Here is a 23492-nt window from a genome sequence, read left to right on the forward strand (position 1 = left end):
GTGACCGCGATGATCAGGTGGGCCGGTTGGTCGCCGGCGTCGCCGGGCGGGAGGTGGCCGTGGAGCACCTCCAGGTCACCGCGGCTGAGGCGGGTGCGCCTCAGCGTCGCCAGGCCGACCAGAGTTCGGCGTACCGGCCGCCGGCCGCCACCAACTCGTCCGGCGCGCCGAGTTCGACGATCCGGCCGTGCGCCATCACCGCGATCCGGTCGCAGGTGTGCGCCTGGCTGAGCCGGTGCGCGACCACCACGGCGGTGCGGCCCCGGATCAGGGCGGCGCTGGCCTGTTCGAGTTCCCGTGCGCCCGCGCTGCCGGCCTCGGCGCTGGCCTCGTCGAGAACGACGACCGGCGGGTCGAGCAGGGCGATCCGGGCCAGCGCCACCTGCTGCGCCTGACCGGCCGTGAGTGGGTGTTCGCCGTCGCCGACCCGGGTCGACAGCCCGTCCGGTAGGGCGTCGACCCACCGGTCGGCGCCGACCAGCCGCAACGCGGCGTGCAGATCCTCGTCGGTGGCGTCCGGCGCGGCCAGCCGCAGGTCCTCGGCGAGGGTGCCGGCGAAGACGTGGACCTCCTGGGTGACCACGCCGACGGTGCGGCGCAGCTCGACCGGCGGCAACTCGTCGATCGGGCGGTCGGCCAGCCACACCTCGCCCTCGGCGGCGGGGAAGACGCCACCGAGGATGGCCGCGAGGGTGGTCTTGCCGGCGCCGCTCTCGCCGACGATCGCCAACGACTCACCCTCGGCGATCTCGATCGAGACGTCCCGCACCACGGCGGGACCACCGGGGTAGCGGTGCCACACCGACTTGGCGGTGATGCCGGTCGGCCGCCGCTGCGGCACCGGTCCGGTCGGCCGCGTCGCGGGCACGTCGAGCCCGGTGATGCCGACCAGCCGGGCGAGCGCCGCACCGGCCGACTGGATGTCGTTGAACGAGATCAGCAACAGACCGAGCGGGCCGAAGAGGCGGTGGAAGAGCAGCGCCGCGGCGGTGACGTCGCCGACGCTGCTGTCGCCCGCGCGCACCAGGAGGAAACCGGTGAGCAGTACGGCGGTCAGCCCGAGCGCCTCCGCGTAGTTCATCGTGTTCGCGAACCAGAGGAAGCCGCGCACCGCGCGCAGCCGCGCCACGACCGCCTGCTGGGAGGTCTGCTCGACCCGTCGGCTCTGCCGCTCCTGCATCCCGTAGGCGTGCACCGTCCGGGCCCCGGTGAAGGTGGTCAACAGGCTCTGGGTCCGCACCGCGGCGGCTTCCCGCTCGGCGGCGTACAGCCGTTTCGCCTGAGGCACGAAGCGGCGCAGGCTCAGCACGTACACCGGGAACACGACCAGGAACGCCACGGCGATGCGCCAGTCGAGCGTGGCGAACCCGGCGAAGGTGATGACCACGGTGACCAGCGCGGTGAAGATCCCTGCCGCCAGCCGTACCGAGTCGGTCACCCGCTCCACGTCCTCGGTGACCCGCGAGGCCACGTCACCGGACCCGGCGCTCTCCAACCGGGTCGCGTCCATTCGCAGCGCCCGGTCGAGCACCTCCTCGCGCAGATCGGCGCAGGCGCGCATCCCCCACTCGGTGACCAGCCAGTTGGCGGCGCCGGTGAGGGCCGCGGCGGCCAGGCCCGCGCCGAGGATCAGCCCCGAGGTCAGCAGCAGTGATTCGACGGTGCCGCCGGTCACCACCAGGTCGACCAGCCGACCGAGCAGGATGGGCACGCCGACGGCGGCGACACTCGCGGCCGTGGCCGCCACGATCGAGGTCCAGGCCAGCAGCGGGTAGCGGCGCAGCGTACGCCAGAACGCGGTGAGCGTCGTCCGCCCGGACGCGACCGGCAGGATCGCGGTCATCGCAGCACCACCTCCGCGTACGACGAGTCGGCGAGCAGGTCGCGGTGGCGTCCCACGGCCACCACCCGCCCGTCCCGGAGGAAGACGACCCGGTCGCAGCGGTCGAGTAGCGGTGCGCTGGTGGTGACCAGCACGGTCGCCCGACCGTCGCCGGCCCGGTGGGCGCGGATGCCGTCGGCGATGGCGTGCTCGGTGACCGCGTCGATCGCCGTGGTCGGGTCGCGGAAGACGGTGACCGGCCGGTCGGCCAGCAGTGCGCGGGTCAGGGCGAGCCGTTGCCGCTGGCCGCCGGAGAGGTTCAGACCGTGGTCGACCAGTTCGCGGTCGAACCCGGCGTCGTGGGCGAGGAGGTCACCGACGGAGGCCGAGGTCATCGCGGTACGCAGGGCGGCGTCGTCCCGGTCGTCGCCGGTCTGGAGCACCTCGCGCAGGGTGGTGCCGAACAGGTCGACCCCGTGCGGTTCGACCAGCACTGCCCGGCGTAGCGAGGTGAGGTCCAGTTCCCGCATCGGCGTGCCGGCCAGGCGCACCTCCCCCCGGTCCGGCGACCGGGCACCGGCGAGCAGTTCGGCGACGTCGTCGGCGGTGCCGGTCTCCCCGGTGACGATGCCGAGCAGCTCACCGGGGGACACCACGAGGTCGACGCCGTCCAGGCCAGGGGTGTGCACCGTGTCGAAGGTCAACGTCCCCGGCCGGGCCGTACGCGTGCCGGACGGCACCCGCTCCGGGGCGGCGAGCACCTCGGCCACGCGGGCCGCGCTGGCCCGGGCCGTGGCCAACCGGAAGACGCAGTCGGCGAGGTTGAGCACCGGATCGGTGAGGAAGGTGGCCAGGCCGACGATCGTGATGAGTTGCCCGACTGTGATCCGCCCCTCCAGGGCGAACCAGCCCGCCAGCGCGGCCACCACGGTGATCAGCAGGCCGGTGGTGAAGGTGGAGGCGCCGATGAACGTGGCACCGGCCTTGACCGTGCTGACGCCGGCACGCAACGAGGTCCGGCTGGCCGAGCGGTAACGGCGTACGGCCTCGTCGACGCCGCCGAAGCCACGCAGCGGTCGGAGCCCGCGCAGCAGGTCCGACGCCGTGGCGGCGGCCCGGCCGACCGCCTGCTGCTGGGCGGACGTGCGGCGGCCCACGACCGGCCCGAGCGCGTTGAGCCCGAGCACCAGGATCGGCACGCCCACCACCAGACCGAGCCCGAGCAGCCAGTCGATCCGGAGCAACACCACCGTCGACACCGTCAGACCGATGAGCGCGCTCACGCCCCGGGTGCCCAGTTCGAGAAGCTCCGCGGCGGCCTGGGTGTCGGAGGTGGCGATCGAGAGCAGCTCCCCGCTCTGGCGGCTGGTCCGGATCCCCTGCCCACCGACCACGCGCCGGACCACCCGCATCCGCAACTCGTGGGACTCCTGGGTGACCGCCCGGGACAGGAACCAGAAGCCGGACCGCCAGCCCATGGTGAGCGCGGTGAACAGCGCGAAGATGCCCAGCACGGACCAGGCCATGGCCGCACTCGACCCGGTTCCGACGGCCTGGTCGATGACCAGACCGATGGCCACCGGGACGAGGGCCTCGCACACCTGGTGCAGTGACCAGAAGGCGGCACACAGGGCGGTGTCGCGGCGCTGCCGCCAGAACATCCGACGGATCAGTCGCCCCGTGGTCTGTGTCATGCCCCCGCCTCACGTACCGAGTCAGGGCAACCTAACCTGCCGTCCTCGTCCGACGCCATTTCGTGTCACCGACGCCACCGGGGCGGCGGAGCCCGGGGCACCCCAGGTGGGGCGCCCCGGGGCGGTCAGGTCGTGCCGGTCGCCGGTGACCACGGCCACGGCACGTCGGCGAAGGCTGCGGTGACCAGGAGTTCCTCCATGCCGCGCAGGAACGGCTCGATGGTGTCCACGGCGAGGTGACGGGTGTCGGCGGTGAGCGTGATCCCCACCCCGTCCGGTTCGTCGACCACGTGGGCCAGCAGGTGCCAGGACGCCTGGTGCAGCCCGGCGGTCCAGGAGAAGCTGCTGCGCTCCGTCGCGGCACGCAGGCCGGCCGGGGTCGTCTCCGGCACGGTGGCCTCGCCTCCGACCGGCAGCCGTACGTCGTTGAAGTAGTGGTGTGGCAGGAACGCGCGCTCGAAGTCCACCCCCTCGGCCTCGAAGGCCCGGCGCAGCTCCGCCGGTTCGTAGTAGGCGTGCCGCAGCCCGCCGAGGGAGGCGGCCCAGACGCGGGACAGCACCTCGGAGAAGTCGGGACGGCCGGTCAGGTCGATCACGCAGAAGCCGATCTGCCCCAGGTTGGCCACCGCGTTCGCGTACTCGGCGCGGAACCGGTTGTGGGCCATCGGGAACAGGCCGCTGAGTTCGCGCCCGGAGCCGCGTACCGCCATCACCTGGTACGCCGCCGCCAGCACGGCGGAGACGCTGACCCGCTGTCGGGCGGCGATCAGCCGGGCCGCCGTGTCGACGGCGGAGGAGACCAGCACACCCCGGCGCAGCGGCGGGTCCAGACCGGGCCCGGTCGGGGTCAGCGGTGTCTGGGGGAGTCGCCGGAACTCCCGGAGCCAGTGCCCGACGGACCGTTGCGAGCGGCGGCGGTCGGGGCCGTGCTGCAACCGGGCCACGTCCACCGACTGCGGGCCCGGCGGCGTGGGCAGCCCGCCGCGCAGCAGGAGCAGCCGCAGGTCCCGCAGCACCAGTTCGGCGGCGTACGCGTCGACGGTGGTGTGGCTGAACACCACGACGACCTGCCGTACCCGGTCGTCGACGGTGACCAACGCGATCCGCAGCGGCCATTCGGCGGTGTGGTCGAAGGCCACGTCACCGAGGCGGTTCGCGGTGTCCCGGGCGGCGTCGGCGCCGTCGCCGTCGCCGACCCGCAGCAGTATCGGCAGCACTCCGGCCGCCGCTGTCTCCTGGTGCGGCTCATCGCCGAGCACGCGCAGCCGGGTGCGCAGCGCGGAGTGCCGCCCGACCAGCGCGCTCACCGCCCGCACCGCACGGTCCACGTCCACCCCGGCCCGCGCGGACACGGCGACGGTACGGCGCAGGTTGAGGAACCGGTGGTTCGAGCCGAACCGGACGAGTGACCGCCACAGCACCTGCTGGGCCCAGGTCGGCGGTGCGGTCCCGCCGTCGGTGGCGGCGAACTCGGCGGGCACCAGCGTCTCCGCGGCCCACCCGGTAGGAATGACCACATCGGCGAAGCGCATTCCCGACGGTACGACGAGCCGTTTCGGCAGCGGATCGATCGATCGAGTCTTACACAGTGGACCGATCAGCCGATCCAAGGCGTTGCACACGAGATGCAGACTACTGACTCCTGTCCGTCACCGGAGGGAGGCGCTGCGTGACCAACGTTGACGTACCGACGCGGAACGCCACCATGTCGCCGAATGCCATCAACCCGGCCGGAACCCCCCGACTGTCGTTCGGCCAGGAGCGGATCTGGTTCACCGAGCAGCTCACTCCCGGCACCGCCGCTTACGTCATCCACGCCACGGTACGGCTGCGCGGCCCACTGGAGCTGAACCTGTTACGGGCCGCCGTCGACGCCACCGCCGCCCGGCACGACAGCCTGCGCATGCGGTTCACCGAGAACGCCGACGGCGAACCCGTCGGGCACGTGCTGCCGTCGGTGCGGGTACCGGTGACCGTCGCCGCCGTGTCGTCGCAGTCCCAGGCCCGCGACCTGGTGGCCGCCGCCGTGCACACCCCGTTCGACCTGGCCGTCGCTCCCCTGCTGCGGGTACTCGTCGTCCCGCTCGGCGAGCACGACCACCTGGTGCACGTCGCCATGCACCACATCGTCAGCGACGGCTGGTCGCTGGACCTGCTGTTGCGGGAGATCGCCGCCACCTACGGCGCGCTGCGCGACGGCACTCCCGCGCCGCAGACGCCGACGACCCGCTACGTCGACTACGCGGCGTGGCAACGCGACCGCCTCGACGGGCCGGCGACCGGCGACGGCTTCGCCTACTGGCGGCAGGCTCTGGCCGGGGTGCCTGCACTGGAACTGCCCACCGACCGGCCCCGCCCGGCTGTGCAGTCCTACGCCGGGGACACCTGCCGGTTCGCCTTCGACGCCGAGCTGACCGACGCGCTGCGCCGGCTGAGCCGTACCCACCGGGCCACCCTCTACATGACCCTGCTCACCGGCTTGCAGGCGGTGCTGTTCCGGTACAGCGGCCAACGCGACTTCGCCGTCGGTTCACCGGTCGCCGGTCGGGTGGTGCCCGAACTGGAGAACCTGATCGGTCTATTCGTCAACACCCTCGCCCTGCGCGCCGACCTGTCCCCGGTCGCCGCGAGCGCCGACACCCCGGCGACCGAGGTGAGTTTCGCCGCGCTGCTGCGGCGCACCCGCACCACCGTCGTACGCGCCCTGGCCCACCAGGAGATTCCGTTCGATCGCCTGGTCGCCGAACTCAACATGCCCCGGGACGTCAGCCGCACCCCGGTCTTCCAGGTGCTGTTCACCCTGCAGAACTACGCACAGGAGAGCGGCCACTGGCCCACCGGGCTCAGCGCCGAGGGGGTCGGCACCGACGCCGCCAGCGCCCGGTTCGACCTGTCGCTGTACGTCGGTGAGCGGGCGGACGGACTGCGCGGCATGTTCGTCTACAACACCGACCTGTTCGACGCGGCCACCGTACGGCGGCTGGCGGCGAGCTTCGAGACGCTGCTGCGGGCCGCGGTCGCCGACCCGGACCTGCCCGTGGTCGACCTGGACCTGCTCACCCCCGCCGAGCGGGAGCGTACGGTGGCCCTCGGTCGGCCCGAGCGCGACGATGTGGTCGGCGTGACCGGCTCGGCGCGGACCCTGGCCGACCTCGTCGCCCCGCACGTCGCCGCGACCCCGCAGGCTCCGGCCGTGACGTGTGGCCCCGACACCGTCTCCTACGAGGAGTTGGACACCCGGGCCAACCAGCTCGCCCACTGGCTGCGTACCCGGGGCATCGGCCCGGACCGGCTGGTCGGTGTCCTGCTGGAGCAGTCGGTCGACCTGGCGGTGACCCTGCTCGGCGTGCTACGGGCCGGCGGGGCGTACCTGCCGCTGGACCCGGAGCAGCCCACCGGGCGGCTCGGCCTGATGCTCGCCGATGCCCACCCGACCCTGGTGCTCACCAGTGGCGGGTTGGGTGACCGGCTACCCGACGAGGTGCCGGTGGTCGACCTGGACGAGGTCGACGTGGCGAGCCGACCCACCGACCCGCCACCGGCCACCGCGACCCCCGACCACCTCGCGTACGTCATCTACACCTCCGGTTCCACCGGCACCCCCAAGGGCGTGGCGGTGCCGCACCGGCAGGTGTTGCGGTACCTGGACGGGGTCGCCGACCGCCTCGCGGTGGTGCCGGCCGCCCGGTACGGGCTGATGCAGTCGATGTCGTTCGACTTCAGCGTCACCGTCTTCTACCTGGCCCTGGCTACCGGCGGCACGGTGCGGCTGCTGCCGCGTCGGTGCACCGGCGCGGAACTGGCCGAGGCGCTACGCAACCACCGGATCGACTACCTGAAGATCACCCCCTCGCACCTGGCCGCCCTGACCGCCGACGCCGCCGTGGCGGACCTGCTGCCGAGGCGCGCGCTGATCCTCGGCGGTGAGCCGTCCGATCTGGGCCGGACACGCCCGCTGGCCGCCGTCGGTCGAGCCCGGGTGGTCAACCACTACGGCCCCACCGAGGCGACCGTCGGTGTCACCACCTACGAGGTGAGCACCGACGGGCCGGACAGCGGGCCGGTGCCCGTCGGCAGACCCCTGCCGCACGCCCGGGTGTACGTGCTCGACGAGCGGATGCGTCCGGTGCCGGTCGGCGTGCCCGGCGAGCTGTACCTCGGTGGTGACCGACTCGCCCGGGGCTACCTCGGCCGCGGCGACCTGACCGCCGAGCGGTTCGTACCCGACCCGTACGGCCCACCGGGCGCGCGCCTGTACCGCACCGGGGACCTGGGCCGCTGGCGCTCCGACGGGAACCTGGTCTTCCTCGGCCGCCGGGACCATCAGGTGAAGATCCGTGGCTACCGGGTCGAACTCGGTGAGATCGAGGCCGCGCTGCGGGACTGCCCCGGTGTGGCGCAGGCGGCGGTGCTGCTGCGTGCCGACCGGTTGGTGGCCTACCTGGAGCCGCTGCCCGGCGAGACCGTCTGGGAACCGGCGCGGCTGCGTCGCCACCTGGCCGACCGACTCCCCGAACACATGCTGCCCAGCCGCTGGGTCCACCTGGACCGGTTGCCGTTGCAGGCACACGGCAAGGTGGACCGGCGGGCCCTGCCCGACCCGACCGACGAGCCACCGACCGGTGCGCGGGTGGCCCCCGACGGGCCGGTGGAGATCCTGGTCGCGGGGATCTGGCGGGACGTGCTCGGTCTCGACGAGGTCGGGGCCACCGACGACTTCTTCGACCTGGGCGGGCACTCTCTGCTCGCCACGCAGGTGGTGGCCCGGTTGCGCCGGGAGCTGCCCGCCGTGGTGGCCGGGACCGCGCCGACGGTCAGCGTGATGGACCTGTTCCGGCACCGCACCGTACGCGACCTGGCCGGTCTGGTCGCCGGGGACGCCGGGGGCAGCGTGGGCCTGTTGCACGAACTGACCCCGCCGATGCCCGCCGCCGCGCGGACCGCCACCCTGGTCTGCGTCCCCTACGGCGGTGGCAGCGCCGTGGTCTACCAGCCGTTGGCCGACGCGCTGCCGCCCGGCTACCGGCTGCTGTCGGTGGCGGTGCCGGGGCACGACATCGGCCTGGCGGACGACCCGGCACCCCTCGACGAGGTCGCCGCCGAGGTGGTCGCCGAGGTGCTGGAGCGGGCTCCCGGGCCACTGATCCTGTACGGACACTGCGGCCCCGGCGGAGCCCTGGCGGTGGAGGTCGCCCGGCGGTTGGAGGCCGCCGGGCGGGAGCTGACGGCTGTCTACCTCGGCGCGGTCTTCCCCTTCGGGCGGCCCACCGGCGGCCTGCTCGGGCCGCTGCTGCGGCTGCGTTTGGCCGAACGGCTGCGCAGTGACCGGATCTACCGCACCTGGTTGCAGGCGCAGGGCACCAACGTCGGATCGCTCGCTGCGGACGAGGTCCGGTTCCTGATCCGCGCGATGCGGCACGACGCCGAGGTGTCCGAGGAGTACTTCACCGAACTCATGCGGCAACGGGTGACTCCGCTGCGCGCCCCGATCGTCTCGGTGGTCGGTGAGCGCGACCGCAGCACCGACTTCTACGAGGAACGCTACCGGGAGTGGCACTTCCTCACCGACCGCACCGCGCTCGCCGTGATCGACGAGGCCGGACACTACTTCCTCAAGTACCGGGCCGCCGAGCTGGCCGAGATCGTCACCGGCGCACACCGCCGGCTCGACGATCCGGCTTCCGCCGGAACCGACCGGCCCCCGGTGACCGGCGCGCCCCCCGCGTGGCAGCTCGCCGGGGTGTCCCGACACGACCGGGCCGAGGCATCCGAGGCGCGGACGGCGGTCGATGCCGCGCCACCGCCGAGCCTGCGCCGCTTCGGCATGGTCGCCGCCGGTCAGATCCTCTCCGGCCTGGGCACCGCGCTGACCACCTTCGCCGTACCCCTGTGGATCTACACCCAGACCGGCTCGCTCGCCCGGTTCGCCCTCTTCGCGGTGCTCGCGCTGATGCCCGGCCTGCTCGTCGCCCCGCTGGCCGGTGCCGTGGTCGACCGCTTCAGTCGACGCCGCGTCCTGTTGGCAGCCTGCGCCGCGGCGGGCAGCGCCGTCGCGGTGATGGCCACGCTGGTGCTGGTCGACCGGGTCCAGGTGTGGCACTTCTACCCGTTCACCGCGTGGCTGTCGGTGGCGTTGGCCTTCCAACGGTTGGCCTTCGTCTCGGCGGTGCCGCAGTTGGTGCCCAAGCGTTTCCTCGGGCACGCCAACGGCCTCGCCCAGACCGCCGTCGGCCTCACCCAGTTCACCGTGCCGCTGCTCGCCGTGGCGTTGCTGCAAGCCGTCGGACTGCGCGGCATCCTGCTCATCGACGTCGCGTGCTACCTGTTCGCGCTCGGCGTGCTGGCCGCCGTGACGTTCCCTCGTACGCTGGCGCTGCGACGCCGGGAGGGCATCGGCGCGGAGATCCTCGCCGGGCTGCGTTACTCGCTGCGGCGCCGGCATTTCCGCGCCATGCTGGCGTTCTTCGCGGCGCTGAACTTCTTCCTGTTCCCCGTGCTGTTCCTGGTCTCCCCGCTGGTGTTGGGCTTCGCCGAGTTGGACCAGGTGGCGCAGGTGGCGCTGACCGGCGGGATCGGCGCGGCGACCGGCGGCCTGGTCATGCTGGTCTGGGGCGGCCCGCGTCGCCGCCGGATGCGGGCGGTGCTGTTCGGCACCCTCGGCATCGCGGTGGCGGCCGTGGTCACCGGGCTACGACCGAATCTGCTGGTCATCGGTGCCGGCGCGTTCGGCATGTACCTGGCGCTCGGCATCGTCAACGGCGTCTACAACACCATCATCCAGACCAAGGTGCCGCCGCGCGTCCACGGCCGGGTCTTCGCGCTCAACCAGATGGTCGCGCAGTCCACCCTGCCACTGGGCTGGGGACTCGTCGCACCGGCCGCCGCCCGGGTGGTGGAACCGATGCTGCTCGCCGACGGTCCGCTCGCCGACACCGTCGGCGTGGTCATCGGCGTCGGTCCGGGACGCGGACACGGGCTGCTCTACGTGCTGTTCGGCGTCTGCATCGCGTTGACCGCGTTGGTGTCGCTGGCCACGCCGGTGCTCGCCCGGTTCGACGACGAGGTACCCGACGCCCCGCCGGACGACCTGATCGGCCTCGAGGAACGCCGCGCGAGGACCGGCGGTGTCGAGGGCGAACCGGCACCGGCCACGGCGTCCGGGGTGGGCCGGTCGTGAGAGCCACCACCGTCCGTACCGTGCCCGACCTGCTCGACTGGCGCACCGCCGTGCATCCGGACCGGGTGGCCGTCGAGGTGCACGGCGTGGCCACGCTGACCTTCGCCGAATGGTCCGCCGGTGCGCGTTCGGTCGCCGCCGCCCTGAGCGCCCGAGGGCTGCGGCCCGGCGACCGGGTGGGCCTGCTGTTCGGCGCCCGGGACTGGACGTCGTTCGCCGTGGCGTACTGCGGGGTGCTGCGGGCCGGTGGGGTCGCCGTCCCGCTGTCCGACCGGCTCGCCGCCGGACAACTCGGGTACGCGTTGACGCACTGCGCGGCCACCGCCGTCGTCCACGGCGACAGCACGCCGGCACCGGCCGTGCCCGCCGCGACACCGGTGTACGGCTGCGGTGAACTGCTCGCCGAGGTGCCGACCGCCCCCGCCGTGACCATGCCCCGCCCCACCGACCTGGCGCAGATCCTCTACACCTCCGGCACGACCGGGCGACCCAAGGGCGTCGCGGCCAGCCACGCCAACCTCACCGCCGGTGCCCCGAACCATCCGCGTCGGCTGGCCCTCGGCCACTCGGAGAAGTTCCTGCACGCCTTCGCCATCGGCACCAACGCGGGCCAGACGATGCTGCTCAACGCGCTCACGGCCAAGGCCACCGCGCTCACCCTGCCGCGCTTCACCCCGGCCCGGTTCGCCCGGCTGATCGAGGCACCCGGGACCGGGACGCTCTTCGTCGTCCCGTCGATCGCCCACGAACTGCTCGACTCCGGGGCACTGGAGGGCCGCCACACCGGCGGCGTACACCTGATCGGCTCCACCGCCGCGCCGCTGGCACCGGCGGTCGCCGCCCGACTGGCAGCGACCTTCCCGACCGCCACGATCGTCAACTACTACACCTCCACCGAAGCGGCACCGGCCCAGACCACGATGGTGTACGACCCGTCGCGGCGGGACTCGGTCGGCCGGCCGCTCGGCGGCCGGTTGATGGTCGCCGACGCCGACGGGACACCACTGCCTCCCGGCAGCACGGGCGAGGTCTGGCTGCGCGCCCCGCACCCGCGCTCCTACTACCGCGACGACGCCGCCAACCGGGCCACCTTCCGCGACGGCTGGGTCCGGATGGGCGACATCGGTCGCGTCGACGCCGACGGCTACCTGTATCTCACCGACCGGCATCAGGACGTCATCAAGACCGGGGCGTTCAAGGTCTCCACCCTGGAGGTCGAGGCGGCGCTGCACGAACATCCGCTGGTCGCCCAGGCGGCGGTGGTGGGCGTGCCGCACCCGGTGCTCGGCTCGGCTGTCGCCGCGGCCGTCGTACCCCGACCGCACGCCGACCCGGACGGCCTCTCCCTGCCGGCACTGCGCGGATTCCTCGCCGACCGGCTGGCCGACTACCAGTTGCCGGCCCGGCTGCTGCTGCTGGACCAGTTGCCCCGCAACGAGGGCGGCAAGGTGCTCAAGCGGCAGCTCACCGACCTGTTCGACGACTGACCACCACCAGCACAACCCAGGGAGCGCATGTGGGCACCGCCGAGGCGACATACGCACAGCACGCCGTCTGGTTCACCGAGCAGGCCGGGGTCGCCGGCACCGCGTACCACATGGCGCTGGGCATCCGGTTCGCCGCTGACCTCGATCGCACGGCACTCGTCGCCGCGTGCGTCGCGTCGACCGAGCGGCATCCGATCCTCCTCGCCCGGGTCACCGGCGACGACGACGGCGGTCCGCGTCTCGCCCCCTCCGACAGCCGTTCGTCGGTCACCTTCGGCGAGTTGACCGAGGCGCGTATCACCGAGGAGATCGCCCGGCCGTACGACCTGCGCACCGGCCCGCTGGCCCGGTTCACCCTGTTGTCCGCCGCCGACGGCACCCACCTGCTGCTGGTCACGGCACACCACCTGGCCTTCGACGGCATGTCCAAGGACGTGCTGGTCCGGGAGCTGGCCGAGGCGTACGCGGCGGCCCGTGACGGCGCACCGCTCCGCCCCGCTCCGCCCGCCGACGGGTACGCCGGTCTCGCCGCCGCCGAACAGCACCGCGTCGCCGCCGACCTGCCCGCCGCCCGCGCCTACTGGGCACGGCACTGGACCGGCCCGCAGCCGGTGGTGCTGCCCGGCCTGCGTCGCTGCCCGACCGGTGCCGAGCCGGGGGTCGCGGTCGCCGTCGACCTGCCGGCCGAGGTGACCGACGGGCTCGACCGGGCAGCCCGGTCGCTCGGGGTGACTCGCTTCGAACTGCTCTTCACCGCGCTGCACACGCTGCTCGGGCGGTACGGCAACGGCGCGATCCCGCTGGGGGTGTCACTGTCCACCCGGACCCCGGACCAGGCCGACCGGATCGGGTTGTTCGTCAACGAACTGCCGGTGACCGTCGACCCGGCCGAGGGCACCTTCGGTGAGCACGCACGCGCCGTTCGGGCCCGGCTGCGCGAGGTCTACCGCCATCGTGCGGTTCCGCTGACCCACGCGGTGCCCGGTCTGCGGCCGACCCCGGCGGTGACACCGGTCAGCATCGGCTACCGGCGGCGCGGCGCGGAGCCGACCTTCCCCGGGGTGGCCAGCCAGGTCGACTGGACCATGTTCTGCGGGGCCGCCCGCAACGCCCTGCACGTGCAGATCGTCGACGCATCCACCGGGCTCACGATCAGCCTCCAGCACACTCCGGCGGCGATCGACACCGAGGCGGTACGCCGGGTCGGTGACCACCTGCGGACCCTGCTCGCCGCGGCGGTCGCCGACCCCGACCGACCGGTGGCCGACCTGCCGGTGCTGCCCGCCGACGAGTTCGACCAGGTCACCACCGGCTGGAACGACACCATCCGCGGCTACCCGCAGACCACGGTGACCGCCCTGTTCGCCGCCCGGGTCGCGGCGGCGCCGGACGCCCCGACACTGGTCGACGGCGACCGTACCCTCAGCTACGCCGAGGTGGACGCCGCCGCCAACCGGCTCGCCGAGGTCCTCCGGCAGCGCGGGGTGGGGCCCGGCGCGCTGGTCGCGGTCGCGCTGGACCGGTCCTGGCAGGCGGTGGTGACCCTGCTGGCGGTGCTGCGTCGCCGGGCCGCGTACCTGCCGATCGATCCGGCGCATCCACCGGCCCGGCAGGAGATGGTGCTGGCCGACGCCGAGCCGGCCCTGGTGGTCACCCGCACCGAGGGCCGGTCGACCCGGCCAACGCTCGCCCTCGACCGGCTCGACCTGCTCGACGGCCCGCAGCCGCCGCCTCCCGCCGAGGAACCGACCACGCGGGACCTGGCGTACGTGCTCTACACCTCCGGCTCGACCGGGCGGCCCAAGGGCGTGGCGGTACCCCACGGCGCGTTGACGAACATGCTGCTCGGCGTGCGTGACCTGCTGGGCAGCGGACCGACGGACCGGTGGCTGCACCTGACCTCGCTGTCGTTCGACATCTCCACGGTGGAGGTCTTCCTGCCGCTGGTCACCGGCGGCCGGGTGGTCGTCGCCTCGGGGATCAGCGCCCTGGACGGCCCGGCCGTGCTCCGCCTGCTCCACGCCGCCGGAGTGACCCACGCACAGGCCACCCCGTCGGGTTGGCGGGTCTTGCTGGAGGCCGGTCTCGGCACCACCGCTCCGACCGGCGAGGGCACCACGGCGTCGCCACTGGTGGCGCTCACCGGCGGCGAGGCGCTGCCGGTCACCCTCGCCCGCAAGTTGCGGGCCCGCACCGCTCGACTGGTCAACGGGTACGGCCCGACCGAGGCGACCGTCTACGCGACCATGGCCGAGATCCCGGCCGAGGTCGACGAGGTCACCATCGGACGGCCGCTGCCGAACGTGCGGGCGTACCTGCTGGACGCCGCGGGCCGGCCGGTGCCGGTCGGGGTGCCCGGCGAGCTGTACCTGGGCGGTGCCGGGCTCGCCGACGGCTACCGGGGGCGCGTCGACCTGACCGCCGAGCGGTTCGGACCGGACCCGTTCGCACCGCCCGGCGGTCGGCTCTACCGCACCGGTGACCGCTGCCGCTGGCTGCCGGACGGGCGGATCGAGTTCCTCGGCCGCCTCGACGACCAGGTCAAGGTCAGGGGACACCGGATCGAGCTGGGGGAGGTCGACGCCCGACTGCTGGAGCACCCGGACGTGGTCGGCGCGGCCACCGTGCTGCGGGAGGACGCGGGGGAGGCGTCGCTGGTCGCGTACGTGGTGTGCCGGGCCGGTGTCGTCGTGACCCCGGCCGAACTGCGTCGGCACCTGACGCTGAGCCTGCCGCCCGCCGTGCTGCCCAACGCCTACGTGGTGCTCGACCGGCTGCCGCTGAACCCGAACGGCAAGGTGGACCGGGCCGCCCTGCTGGCCTCGACGGCTCCGGCGGTGGACCCCGGGCCGGTCGCCTCGGCGTCGCCCACCACCGGTGACCCGGCCGAGACGGACGACGACCCGGTGGTGTCACAGCTGCGGCTCATCTGGCAGGAGGTGCTGCGCATCCCCGACATCGGCGTGCACGAGGACCTGTTCGACCTGGGTGGGCACTCGTTGCACATCACCCGGATCAGCGGCCGGATCCAGCAGCGGCTCGGTGTGGAGGTGCCGCTGGACGCCTTCTTCGACACCCCGACCATCGCCGAGATCGCGGAGGTCGTCCGTACGTCCGGAAAGGAGTCCTGAGCATGACCGCCACCGAACGGCGCGTACGGATCGCGGAGCTGGTCAGCGCGGCCACCGGCGGTGCCGTCGCGGTCGACGACGTCCTCTCCGGCGAGTCCATGATCGCCCTGGGCGTCGACTCGCTCGCGCTGCTGCGTCTGGTCGACGCCATCGAGCTGGAGTACGGGGTGGAGGTCGAACTGGCCGGCGGTGGCCGCGCGGTGGACAGCGTCGACGACGTCGTGGCGTTGCTGGCCGACCAGGACGATCGGGCCACGGCACCCGGCACCCGAGAGGTCTGATCTGACCGGGAACCGCCCGGCACCAGAGCGACACTGGTCTGGTGCCGGGCAGGCCGCCCGGACAGGTCCTGTGGGTGGGTGCGTGGTTCGTCAGCCGGCCGTGCAGGTCAGCGTCGGTGTGCTGGGCGTGCCGCTGGTGGAGCCGAGGAATCCGAACGTGGTGCTGGCACCCGCGCCGAGACTGCCGTTGTAGCTGACGTTACGAGCGGTCACCGTCGATCCCTGACTGGTGACGGTCGCGTTCCACGCCTGGGTGACCGTCTGACCGGCCGGGTAGGTCCAGGTCACCGTCCACCCGGTGATCGGCGAACTGCCCGCGGTGACCTGAACCTCGCCCTGGAAGCCACCTGCCCACTGGTTGACCACCGTGTAGGTCGCGGTGCAGCCACCTGCGGTGGGCGGCGGCGTGGTCGTCGGCGGCGTGGAGGGCGGGGGAGTCGTCGGCGGGGGCGTGGTGGGCGGCGGCGTGGTCGGCGGGGGAGTGGTCGACCCGCCCCAACCGGCGGTGGAGTCGAGCCAGGCCGCCCGGCGCAGCATCCAGTCCCGCATGAAGTCGACCTGCCCCTGCCAGGTCGGCGCGGTCGGCGTGATGAACGGCCCGACCATCCGGCTGCTCAGGTTGGGCCAACGCTGGAAGTTGCGCTGCGCGGCGGCCGTCAGCGGTGCGCTGAGCTGGTTGACCAGGGACTGCAGCGACGCGTCCGAGAGCAGACCCTGACGCAACGACTGCCAACGTAGCCGTACCTCGTTGACGAAGGCCGGGTCGCGCATCAGCTGCGTGTACCAGTCGTTGGCCAGCGGCTGGCGGATCTGCTGGTACTGCCAGCCGGCGATCTGGTCGTTCTGGAAGAAGCCACCCACCCCGAAGCTGAGGTCGTAGTCCCAGAGCGGACCGGCGAAGATCTTGGTGTCGCGGTCCTTGTAGAAGTACGCGCTGCGGATGTACGAATCCATCTCCCGGCTCAGTTCGTTGATGATGAGCTGGTCGATGAAGGAGTCCACGTCGATGTACGCCCGGTAACCGGTTGTCGGGTCGGCGAAGTTCGGTGCTCGTAGCACGTTGTGGAACTCCTGGATGTGGTTGCGCAACCAGTCACGCTGCTCGGGTTGCAGCGGCGACGGATCGGCGACCTCCAGGTAGTTCCAGCAGGTCGCCGTCGGGCCGGTGCAGGGCAGGGTGGGCTCCTCGGCCGCCATCCACTCGAACTTCCAGATGTAGCCGCCGGTGATCCTCGGCAGGGTCCGGTCGTCCTCGCGTAGCTGCTTGAGGTCGAGACGGTTCTTGGAGTTCTTGATCGTCTCCACGATCATGTAGACGCCCATGTAGTCGTCGGCCCCGACCGGTCCGGCGTCGGTGTTCAGGTAGAACTCCGCGAAGGCGTACCGGGGCGCGGGCAGACCCATCTGCCGCCCGAGGTCGTAGATGAACGCGTCGCGGATCAGGGACTTGTCGCTGAACGGCCCGCGCAGCACCCAGTCGGAGTCGGCCGGCATGCCGAGCACCGGGTAGTCGGCGTCATCGTCGTCGTTGTCCCAGAATTCGATGCGGAACGGTGTCTTGTCGAACATCGACGACGACTGCCCGCGCAGCCGGAACCCGGCCCGGGTGGCCACGGCGGGCGCGGCGGCCAGGGAGGTGCTGCCACCGTTCGGTTCGAAGATCATCGTGGTGGAGTCGAAGTACTGCCGGTCGGGTCGGCCCGCGCCGTACGAGTCGATCAGGATGATCGGCAGGTCGTGTGCGGCGCTGGTGTTGCGGGCCACGTACATGGCGGTGCCGGGCGCGCCCGAGGCGGTCTGTCCGACGAACGCCTGCGCCCGCAGCTGGGTCGTACGGGTGAACCGCAGCGCCGATCCGGAGTAGAGCGGCGACTGTGCGTTCGGCAGGCTTCCGTCGGTGGTGTACCGGATCTGGGCGCCGCTGACGGTGGTGGTCAGCGACACCGAGACCTCGCCGGAGAAGGTACCGCTGGGTACGGAGAAGCCGATGTCGCCGACCAGGTCGTCGGCGGCCTCGGCAGCCGCCGCGGTGTCCGCGGCGGTGCGGGCGGCCTCGGCCTGGTCGACCCGGGTACTGGAACTGGACGTGTCGGCGACGGGTTCAGCGCCGGCCGGTGTGGGCGACGGGACGAGGATCCCGGCGACCAGCACGGCGACGGCCGCGACCCCCGCGATGCGCAGGGGTGCCGCCGAGGTGCCGGCGCTGCGGTCGGTCAGACGCACGATGCCTCCTGTACGGGACGGTGGGTGGTGGCGGTCGGTGCCGTGCCCACCGACGTCGTGGTACGGAAGTGGCGGCGCAGTGTGCGACGCCAGGGCGCGTCCGGCAGCTCCGGACGTAGCGCGGCCAGACCTGTGGCGTACTTGGAGATGCGGGCGGGCCGCAGCCCCTGTTGCCACAGCATCCGGTCGGCGGGTGACGCGGCGGCGCTGGTCTTGGTCTCGACCACGGCCAGGGCGGGCAGTTGCAGGGACGCGTCACCGGCCTGCCAGGCGAGTTCGGTGTCGATGGTGACCCGGCTGGCGGTTGCCGGCAGCAGCAGCGTGGCCCGTCGGTAGGCGGTGACCAGCACCGGGTCGAGCACGCTGCCGGCGGGCGGGCAGATCGCCTCCCGCACCAGCGCGTCCTCGACGAAGTCCTGACCGGGGCCGACGGTGGTGCGATGGCGCGGGTCGTACGGCAGCCGGTGCTTGGTGATGCTGTCCCGCGCTCCGCTGATCTTGACTTCGAGCCAGCACTGGGCCGAGTCGAGGTAGGTGCGGGTGCGTACCTTGAAGCGGCGTCGCCGCCGGTAGGCCGCGCCGTGATAGCTGACCAGCCTCGCGGTGTCGAAGTACACCGACTCGTAGCGGAAGCTCCGCGCGCCGTCGATGTCCAGCACCCGTGCGTGCGGCACGAGCTGCTCCAGCAGGTGCGGCAGTCGGTCGAGTGGGACGAGGTACTTGCGGTCCACCCTGGTCTGCAACGCGGCCCGCTCGATGAGTTCGGTCAGGCCGATGGGGTCCATGTGGGTCAGCGGCGCGGTGATCGCCTCGGTGCTCATCGGTTGGCTCCCGCCTGCGCCGGGGCGGGCGTGGCCCGGGTGGCGCGGCCGTTGACCGAGTATCGGACGTCGACCACGGTGGTTTCGTTGACCATGTCGAGTCGTTGCACGGTGGCGACGTGCACGCGTGCGCCGAGCAGCTGTTCCAGCTGGGCGACGAGGGTCACGTGGTCGGTCACGGCCGAGTCGAGCACCATGATCTGGTGCCGGTAGTGACGGAGCAGCCGGGGATGGTCGCCCAGGAACATCACCACGAGGATGAGGGCCATCAACCCGGCGCTGAGCCAGACCGAGGTGGTGCTCAGCGCGCCGAGGATGCCCAGGGCCAGCGCTGAGAAGTAGTACGCGACCTCGTGCTGGTCAAGCTCCGTCGACCGCAGGCGAATGATCGACAGTACGCCGAACAGCGCCAGCCCGAGCCCGAGCCCGGCACCGACGTTGCTGGCGCTGAGCGCGCTCGCCACCGCGAGGACACCGACGTTGACGCCGAGGTAGGCGACGACGAGGTCACGGCGGCGGTGTCTCGGGAAGTAGAGCCCGAAGACGAGCAGCACCACCGCGCCGATGTCGATCGCGAACAGGATGAGCTGCGACATCTGCTGTCTTCCTCCTGGGTCCTGTCGCGCCGGCCCGACACCGTCCCTCGTCGGCACGAGTTGCGACCAGCCGACCGAACGCGACCGAAAATCTCGGTAAACTTACGACAACTATTCCGAGAATATAGGCAGAACAATCGAATCAGGTCAATGGTTGCGCGGGGGTTGACGTGGGCTTCGTGTGTGCCGCTCCCACCCCGGTCCGCCGATTCGGGTCGACGTCACTGGTCAGCGCGTGATTGGGGGCGGTGCGAGCCCGAACATTGAGCACGACGAATGCAAAAAGGTGAGATCCGATCGCCGCTCGCCGTGCTGGCGGTCGCTTGCCCCCGGGTTGCGGTCGGTGGGCGCCTTGGCGCGCTCCGATCATCCGGGTGCGCCTCGCGCGGTGCCGGGTCGGTCGGCTCGGAATGATGTCGGCTTCGCGCGCGATCGGTGGCGGCAGGTCGTGATCGATTGTCCCGCTGTCGGATCGGTCGCCGAAAACCACCGAAACCATATTGACATGTTTCGCTGCCCGGGTCGAAACTTCCCCTCAACCGGCTATCGATGTACCTCGATTCTGCTGGTTGTCCCTGCGCTGCCTGCCCCCGAAGAGGTTCTCCGTGATCACGAAGCTGGGCCGTTCCCGGACCCGCGTGACGGTCGTCGTGCTGGCGGTGACGGCACTCACCCTTACCGCGTCATGGCTCGTGGCGCCGGCCGACACGGCCCGGGCCACCGCCCGGCTAGCGGCCGTCTCGCCGGTGGAGGACGAGGGGGTCGACTGCCCCACCCCGGATCCTGGCTCGACCACGGCCAACTCCCGACTGCCCGACCCCTTCCGCAAACCCGACGGGAGTCGGATCGCCACCAAGGCGGACTGGCGCTGCCAGCGCGCCGCCACCAAGCAACTCGCGCAGCGGTACGTCTACGGTGACAAGCCGGCGAAACCGCAGACCGTCAGCGGCACCGTCTCGAACACCTCCATCACGGTGAACGTGGCGCACAACGGTCGCAGCGCCAGCTTCTCGGCGAGCGTGCAACTACCCAGCAGTGGCACCGCGCCCTATCCGGCCGTGGTGGTGCTGGGCGGGTTCGGTGCCGACACCGCCACCATTCGGGCCGCCGGCGCTGCGGTGATCAGCTACGACCCGCTCGCGGTGGGACGCGAGGGCACCCCCCGCAACAACAAGCAGGGTGCCTTCTACACCATCTACGGCTCGTCCAGCAGTAGTGGACTGTTGGTCGCCTGGGCCTGGGGCGTGAGCCGGATCATCGACGTCATCGAGCAGTCCGGTGGCGGCATCCTGCGCGCGGACGCGACCGGTGTCACCGGGTGCTCCCGCTACGGCAAGGGCGCCTTCGTGACCGGGGCGTTCGACCAGCGCATCGCCCTGACCATGCCCATCGAGTCGGGCAGTGCCGGTTCGCCGATCTTCCGGGGCATCCCGGGCGAGTCCGGTTCTCAGCCGCTGAGCAGCGCGTACGGTGAGCAGCCGTGGCTCGGTGACGCCTTCGGCTCGTACACCGGCAACCCGGCCAACCTGCCGGTGGACACCCACCAGACGGTGGCCATGGTGGCCCCGCGCGGATTGTTCATCATGGACAATCCGCACATCGACTGGCTCGCAGCGCGTTCGTCCAGCGTCGCGGCGCTGGCCGGCGCGGAGGTCTACCGGGCGCTCGGCGCGGGCGACAACATCACCTACTGGTCGGACGTCCAGGACGGCACGCACTGCGCCGCCCGGTCGGAGTGGCGGACCCCGTTGCAGCAGCACATCCAGAAGTTCCTGCATAAGACGGGCAGCTCGGCGGGCGTCTTCCGGATCTCCAGCCGTAAGGCCGGCAGCCTGCCCGAGTGGCGGGACTGGCAGACCCCGGTCCTCGCCGACAGCCCGACCACGCCCCCGCCGACCACGCCTGCGCCGACCACGCCTGCGCCGCCGACCACGCCTGCGCCCACGACTCCGCCGCCGAGCACGCCGCCGCCGAGCGGTGCCTGCACCGCGTCGGTGTCGGTCGACCAGTGGACGGGCGGCTTCGTCGCCACCGTGCGGGTCACCGCCGGCCCGGCCCCGGTCAACGGCTGGACGGTTGCCATGACGCTGCCCTCCGGCGTCAGCGTCACCAACGCCTGGAACACCCAGCGCAGCGGCTCCAGCGGCGCGGTCACGTTCAGCAATGTCACCTACAACGGGTCCATCTCCGCCGGCGGGTCGACCGAGTTCGGTTTCCAGGGCACCGGCACCGCCGGCACGTTGAGTCCCACCTGTACCGCCGGGTAGTACCGACAGCACCGCCCCCCCCCCGGGGCGCGACGGCGACCGCCGTCGCGCCCAGTCATGCTCCGAAACTTCCGAGGAAACTTCCGGAAACCATTGACGTGTGTGAAATCCCGCTGCAATACTTCGGCCCCGTAAGGGCGCTGCGAACCATTAGCCCGGATCGCGTAGTCAATCAAGTCCGCACCCAAAAGTCCGGATTCATGCTGCCCGGCTACGGGCCACCGGACCTGGAAGGAGCGTCAGATGGCCAACTCTTCCCGAGCACCTGGACGGTCGAGGCGAGTGCGTACCGCGTTCGCCGTCTCGGCCGCCGTCGGCCTGCTCGCCACCGTGGCCGCCGTGGTCCTTCCCGGCAGTGCCAGCGCCGCGAGCACCCTCGGTGCCTCGGCGGCTGAGCGCGGCCGGTACTTCGGCACCGCCGTCGCGGTGAACAGGCTCAACGACTCGGCGTACACGAGCATCCTGAACCGCGAGTTCAACCAGGTCACCGCCGAGAACGAGATGAAAATCGACGCGCTCCAGCCGCAGCAGGGGCAGTTCAACTACGGCACCGCCGACCGGCTGGTCCAGCACGCCCGCAGCCAGGGCATGCTGGTCCGGGGGCACACCCTCGCCTGGCACTCGCAGCAGCCCGACTGGATGCGCAACATGTCCGGTCCCACCCTGCGCAACGCCATGCTCAACCATGTGACCCAGGTCGCCACCCACTTCCGGGGCCAGATCGAGTGGTGGGACGTGGTGAACGAGGCGTTCGAGGACGGATCGAGCGGCGCCCGCCGCGACTCGAACCTCCAGCGCACCGGCGACGACTGGATCGAGGCGGCCTTCCGGGCCGCGCGCCAGGCCGACCCGAACGCCGACCTCTGCTACAACGACTACAACATCGACAACTGGAACGACGCCAAGACCCAGGCCGTCTACCGGATGGTCCAGGACTTCAAGAGCCGTGGCGTGCCGATCGACTGTGTCGGCCTTCAGTCGCACTTCACCGGCGGTTCGAACTACCCGAGCAACTACCGCACCACGTTGTCCAGCTTCGCCGCCCTCGGCGTCGACGTGCACATCACCGAGCTGGACATCCGGAACGCGCCGTCCGACGCGTACCGCAACGTGGTCAACGACTGCCTCGCCGTCGCGCGCTGCAAGGGCATCACCGTCTGGGGCATCCGTGACTCGGACTCGTGGCGTTCGAACGAGAGCCCGCTGCTGTTCAACGGCAGCGGCCAGAAGAAGCCGGCGTACGACGCGGTGCTCGCCGCGTTGAACAACGGCACCCCGCCGCCCACCGGCGACCCGACCACCCCGCCGCCCACCGGTAACCCGACGACCCCGCCGCCCGGTGGTGGTTGCACCGCGACGGTGACGCCGGGCCAGGTCTGGGGTGACCGCTACAACACCTCCGTGACGGTCAGTGGGGCCAGCACCTGGTCGGTGGTCGTCGAGATCACTCCGCCGCAGCGGATCTCCGCCACCTGGAGTGGCAACCCCACCTGGGACAGCAGCGGCAACGTGATGACCATGCGCTCCAACGGCAGCGGCAACACGTTCGGCTTCACCACGATGATGAACGGCAACTCCAGCGCTCGACCGCAGATCAGGTCCTGCACCGCAGGTTGATCTGACCGAGTCGCACCGGCCGTGCGGGGCTTGCCCCGCACGGCCGGTCTGTGTCGCGGCACCGACCATGGTGGTCGGCCGACAAGGCGTGGTTCGGCGAATGCGGGCCACCGAAGAGCTCATTGACGGCCGTCCAACCGTTACCGTACCGTCGCTGCGACAGCCATCGATGCCGGGCGGTCGAGTGGGCACCGTGTCTGCCGGGTGACCTTTCGGGCATGGTCGCCGGGCGAGACGGGCCGCGACGGCCGGGGCCACTGCCGCTGGCGCGGCTCGACCACGCACATGCCGCTGCCGGCTGCCGCATCAGTACGCGCTCACGACCTGCTCGGCGGAGTCCCGTCGCTGTGGTGAACGCGTTCGATCCCGGCCGTCC

At 72.0% G+C, this 23492-nt stretch carries 12 protein-coding genes; 6 read left to right on the forward strand and 6 right to left on the reverse strand.

Going from position 1 to position 23492, the window contains the following annotated elements:
• Window positions 1–100: 100 nt before the first annotated feature.
• The 3 genes from ACLQ2S_RS08340 to ACLQ2S_RS08350 form a co-directional block, all read right to left on the reverse strand.
• Window positions 101–1843 carry an ABC transporter ATP-binding protein gene (locus ACLQ2S_RS08340; RefSeq protein ID WP_425701454.1) on the reverse strand — a complete coding sequence of 581 codons (1743 nt, stop codon included), beginning with the start codon at window positions 1841–1843 and terminating at the stop codon, window positions 101–103.
• On the reverse strand, window positions 1840–3516 hold the full coding sequence (locus tag ACLQ2S_RS08345; RefSeq protein WP_425701455.1) for an ABC transporter ATP-binding protein: 1677 nt from the start codon (window positions 3514–3516) through the stop codon (window positions 1840–1842). Before ACLQ2S_RS08345 ends, ACLQ2S_RS08340 begins: the two co-directional genes overlap by 4 nt.
• A gap of 125 nt (window positions 3517–3641) precedes the next feature.
• Entirely contained in the window at window positions 3642–5048 is a 1407-nt protein-coding gene (locus ACLQ2S_RS08350) for a condensation domain-containing protein (protein WP_155216625.1), read from the reverse strand.
• Between the two features lie 137 nt (window positions 5049–5185).
• Here ACLQ2S_RS08350 and ACLQ2S_RS08355 point away from each other — a divergent pair, with 137 nt between their 5' ends.
• From ACLQ2S_RS08355 to ACLQ2S_RS08370, 4 genes are read left to right on the forward strand one after another with little or no spacing between them, the layout of a single operon-like run.
• The gene (locus ACLQ2S_RS08355; protein WP_425701456.1) at window positions 5186–10693 is read left to right on the forward strand and encodes an amino acid adenylation domain-containing protein; all 5508 of its coding nucleotides are present in this window, start codon (window positions 5186–5188) and stop codon (window positions 10691–10693) included.
• Entirely contained in the window at window positions 10690–12180 is a 1491-nt protein-coding gene (locus tag ACLQ2S_RS08360) for a class I adenylate-forming enzyme family protein (RefSeq protein WP_309223022.1), read from the forward strand. Before ACLQ2S_RS08355 ends, ACLQ2S_RS08360 begins: the two co-directional genes overlap by 4 nt.
• Before the next feature lie 29 nt (window positions 12181–12209).
• Window positions 12210–15311 carry a non-ribosomal peptide synthetase gene (locus ACLQ2S_RS08365; RefSeq protein WP_425701457.1) on the forward strand — a complete coding sequence of 1034 codons (3102 nt, stop codon included), beginning with the start codon at window positions 12210–12212 and terminating at the stop codon, window positions 15309–15311.
• A gap of 2 nt (window positions 15312–15313) precedes the next feature.
• Complete coding sequence (locus tag ACLQ2S_RS08370) at window positions 15314–15592, forward strand: acyl carrier protein (RefSeq protein ID WP_155216623.1); 279 nt, start codon at window positions 15314–15316, stop codon at window positions 15590–15592.
• A 90-nt stretch (window positions 15593–15682) separates the two neighbouring features.
• Here ACLQ2S_RS08370 and ACLQ2S_RS08375 read toward each other — a convergent pair whose 3' ends face one another.
• Genes ACLQ2S_RS08375 through ACLQ2S_RS08385 form a run of 3 tightly spaced genes read right to left on the reverse strand, consistent with a single transcriptional unit; the run spans window position 15683 to window position 19232 of the window.
• Complete coding sequence (locus ACLQ2S_RS08375) at window positions 15683–17815, reverse strand: CotH kinase family protein (RefSeq protein WP_309223020.1); 2133 nt, start codon at window positions 17813–17815, stop codon at window positions 15683–15685.
• Window positions 17806–18636 (reverse strand): polyphosphate polymerase domain-containing protein, encoded by an 831-nt coding sequence (locus ACLQ2S_RS08380; protein ID WP_155216621.1) that lies wholly within the window; start codon window positions 18634–18636, stop codon window positions 17806–17808. Before ACLQ2S_RS08380 ends, ACLQ2S_RS08375 begins: the two co-directional genes overlap by 10 nt.
• Window positions 18633–19232, reverse strand: coding sequence for a DUF4956 domain-containing protein (locus ACLQ2S_RS08385; RefSeq protein ID WP_155216619.1), 600 nt, complete (start codon window positions 19230–19232; stop codon window positions 18633–18635). The genes ACLQ2S_RS08380 and ACLQ2S_RS08385 overlap by 4 nt, the downstream gene beginning before the upstream one ends.
• 605 nt (window positions 19233–19837) lie before the next feature.
• On the opposite strand from ACLQ2S_RS08385, the gene ACLQ2S_RS08390 reads away from it, so the two are divergent.
• Both ACLQ2S_RS08390 and ACLQ2S_RS08395 read left to right on the forward strand, forming a co-directional pair.
• Window positions 19838–21499, forward strand: a complete 1662-nt coding sequence (locus ACLQ2S_RS08390) for a cellulose binding domain-containing protein (RefSeq protein ID WP_425701458.1) — start codon at window positions 19838–19840, stop codon at window positions 21497–21499.
• A gap of 243 nt (window positions 21500–21742) precedes the next feature.
• The gene (locus tag ACLQ2S_RS08395) at window positions 21743–23116 is read left to right on the forward strand and encodes an endo-1,4-beta-xylanase (RefSeq protein ID WP_425701459.1); all 1374 of its coding nucleotides are present in this window, start codon (window positions 21743–21745) and stop codon (window positions 23114–23116) included.
• Window positions 23117–23492 lie beyond the last annotated feature (376 nt).

Source organism: Micromonospora sp. DT48 (assembly GCF_049844495.1).
GTDB lineage: Bacteria > Actinomycetota > Actinomycetes > Mycobacteriales > Micromonosporaceae > Micromonospora.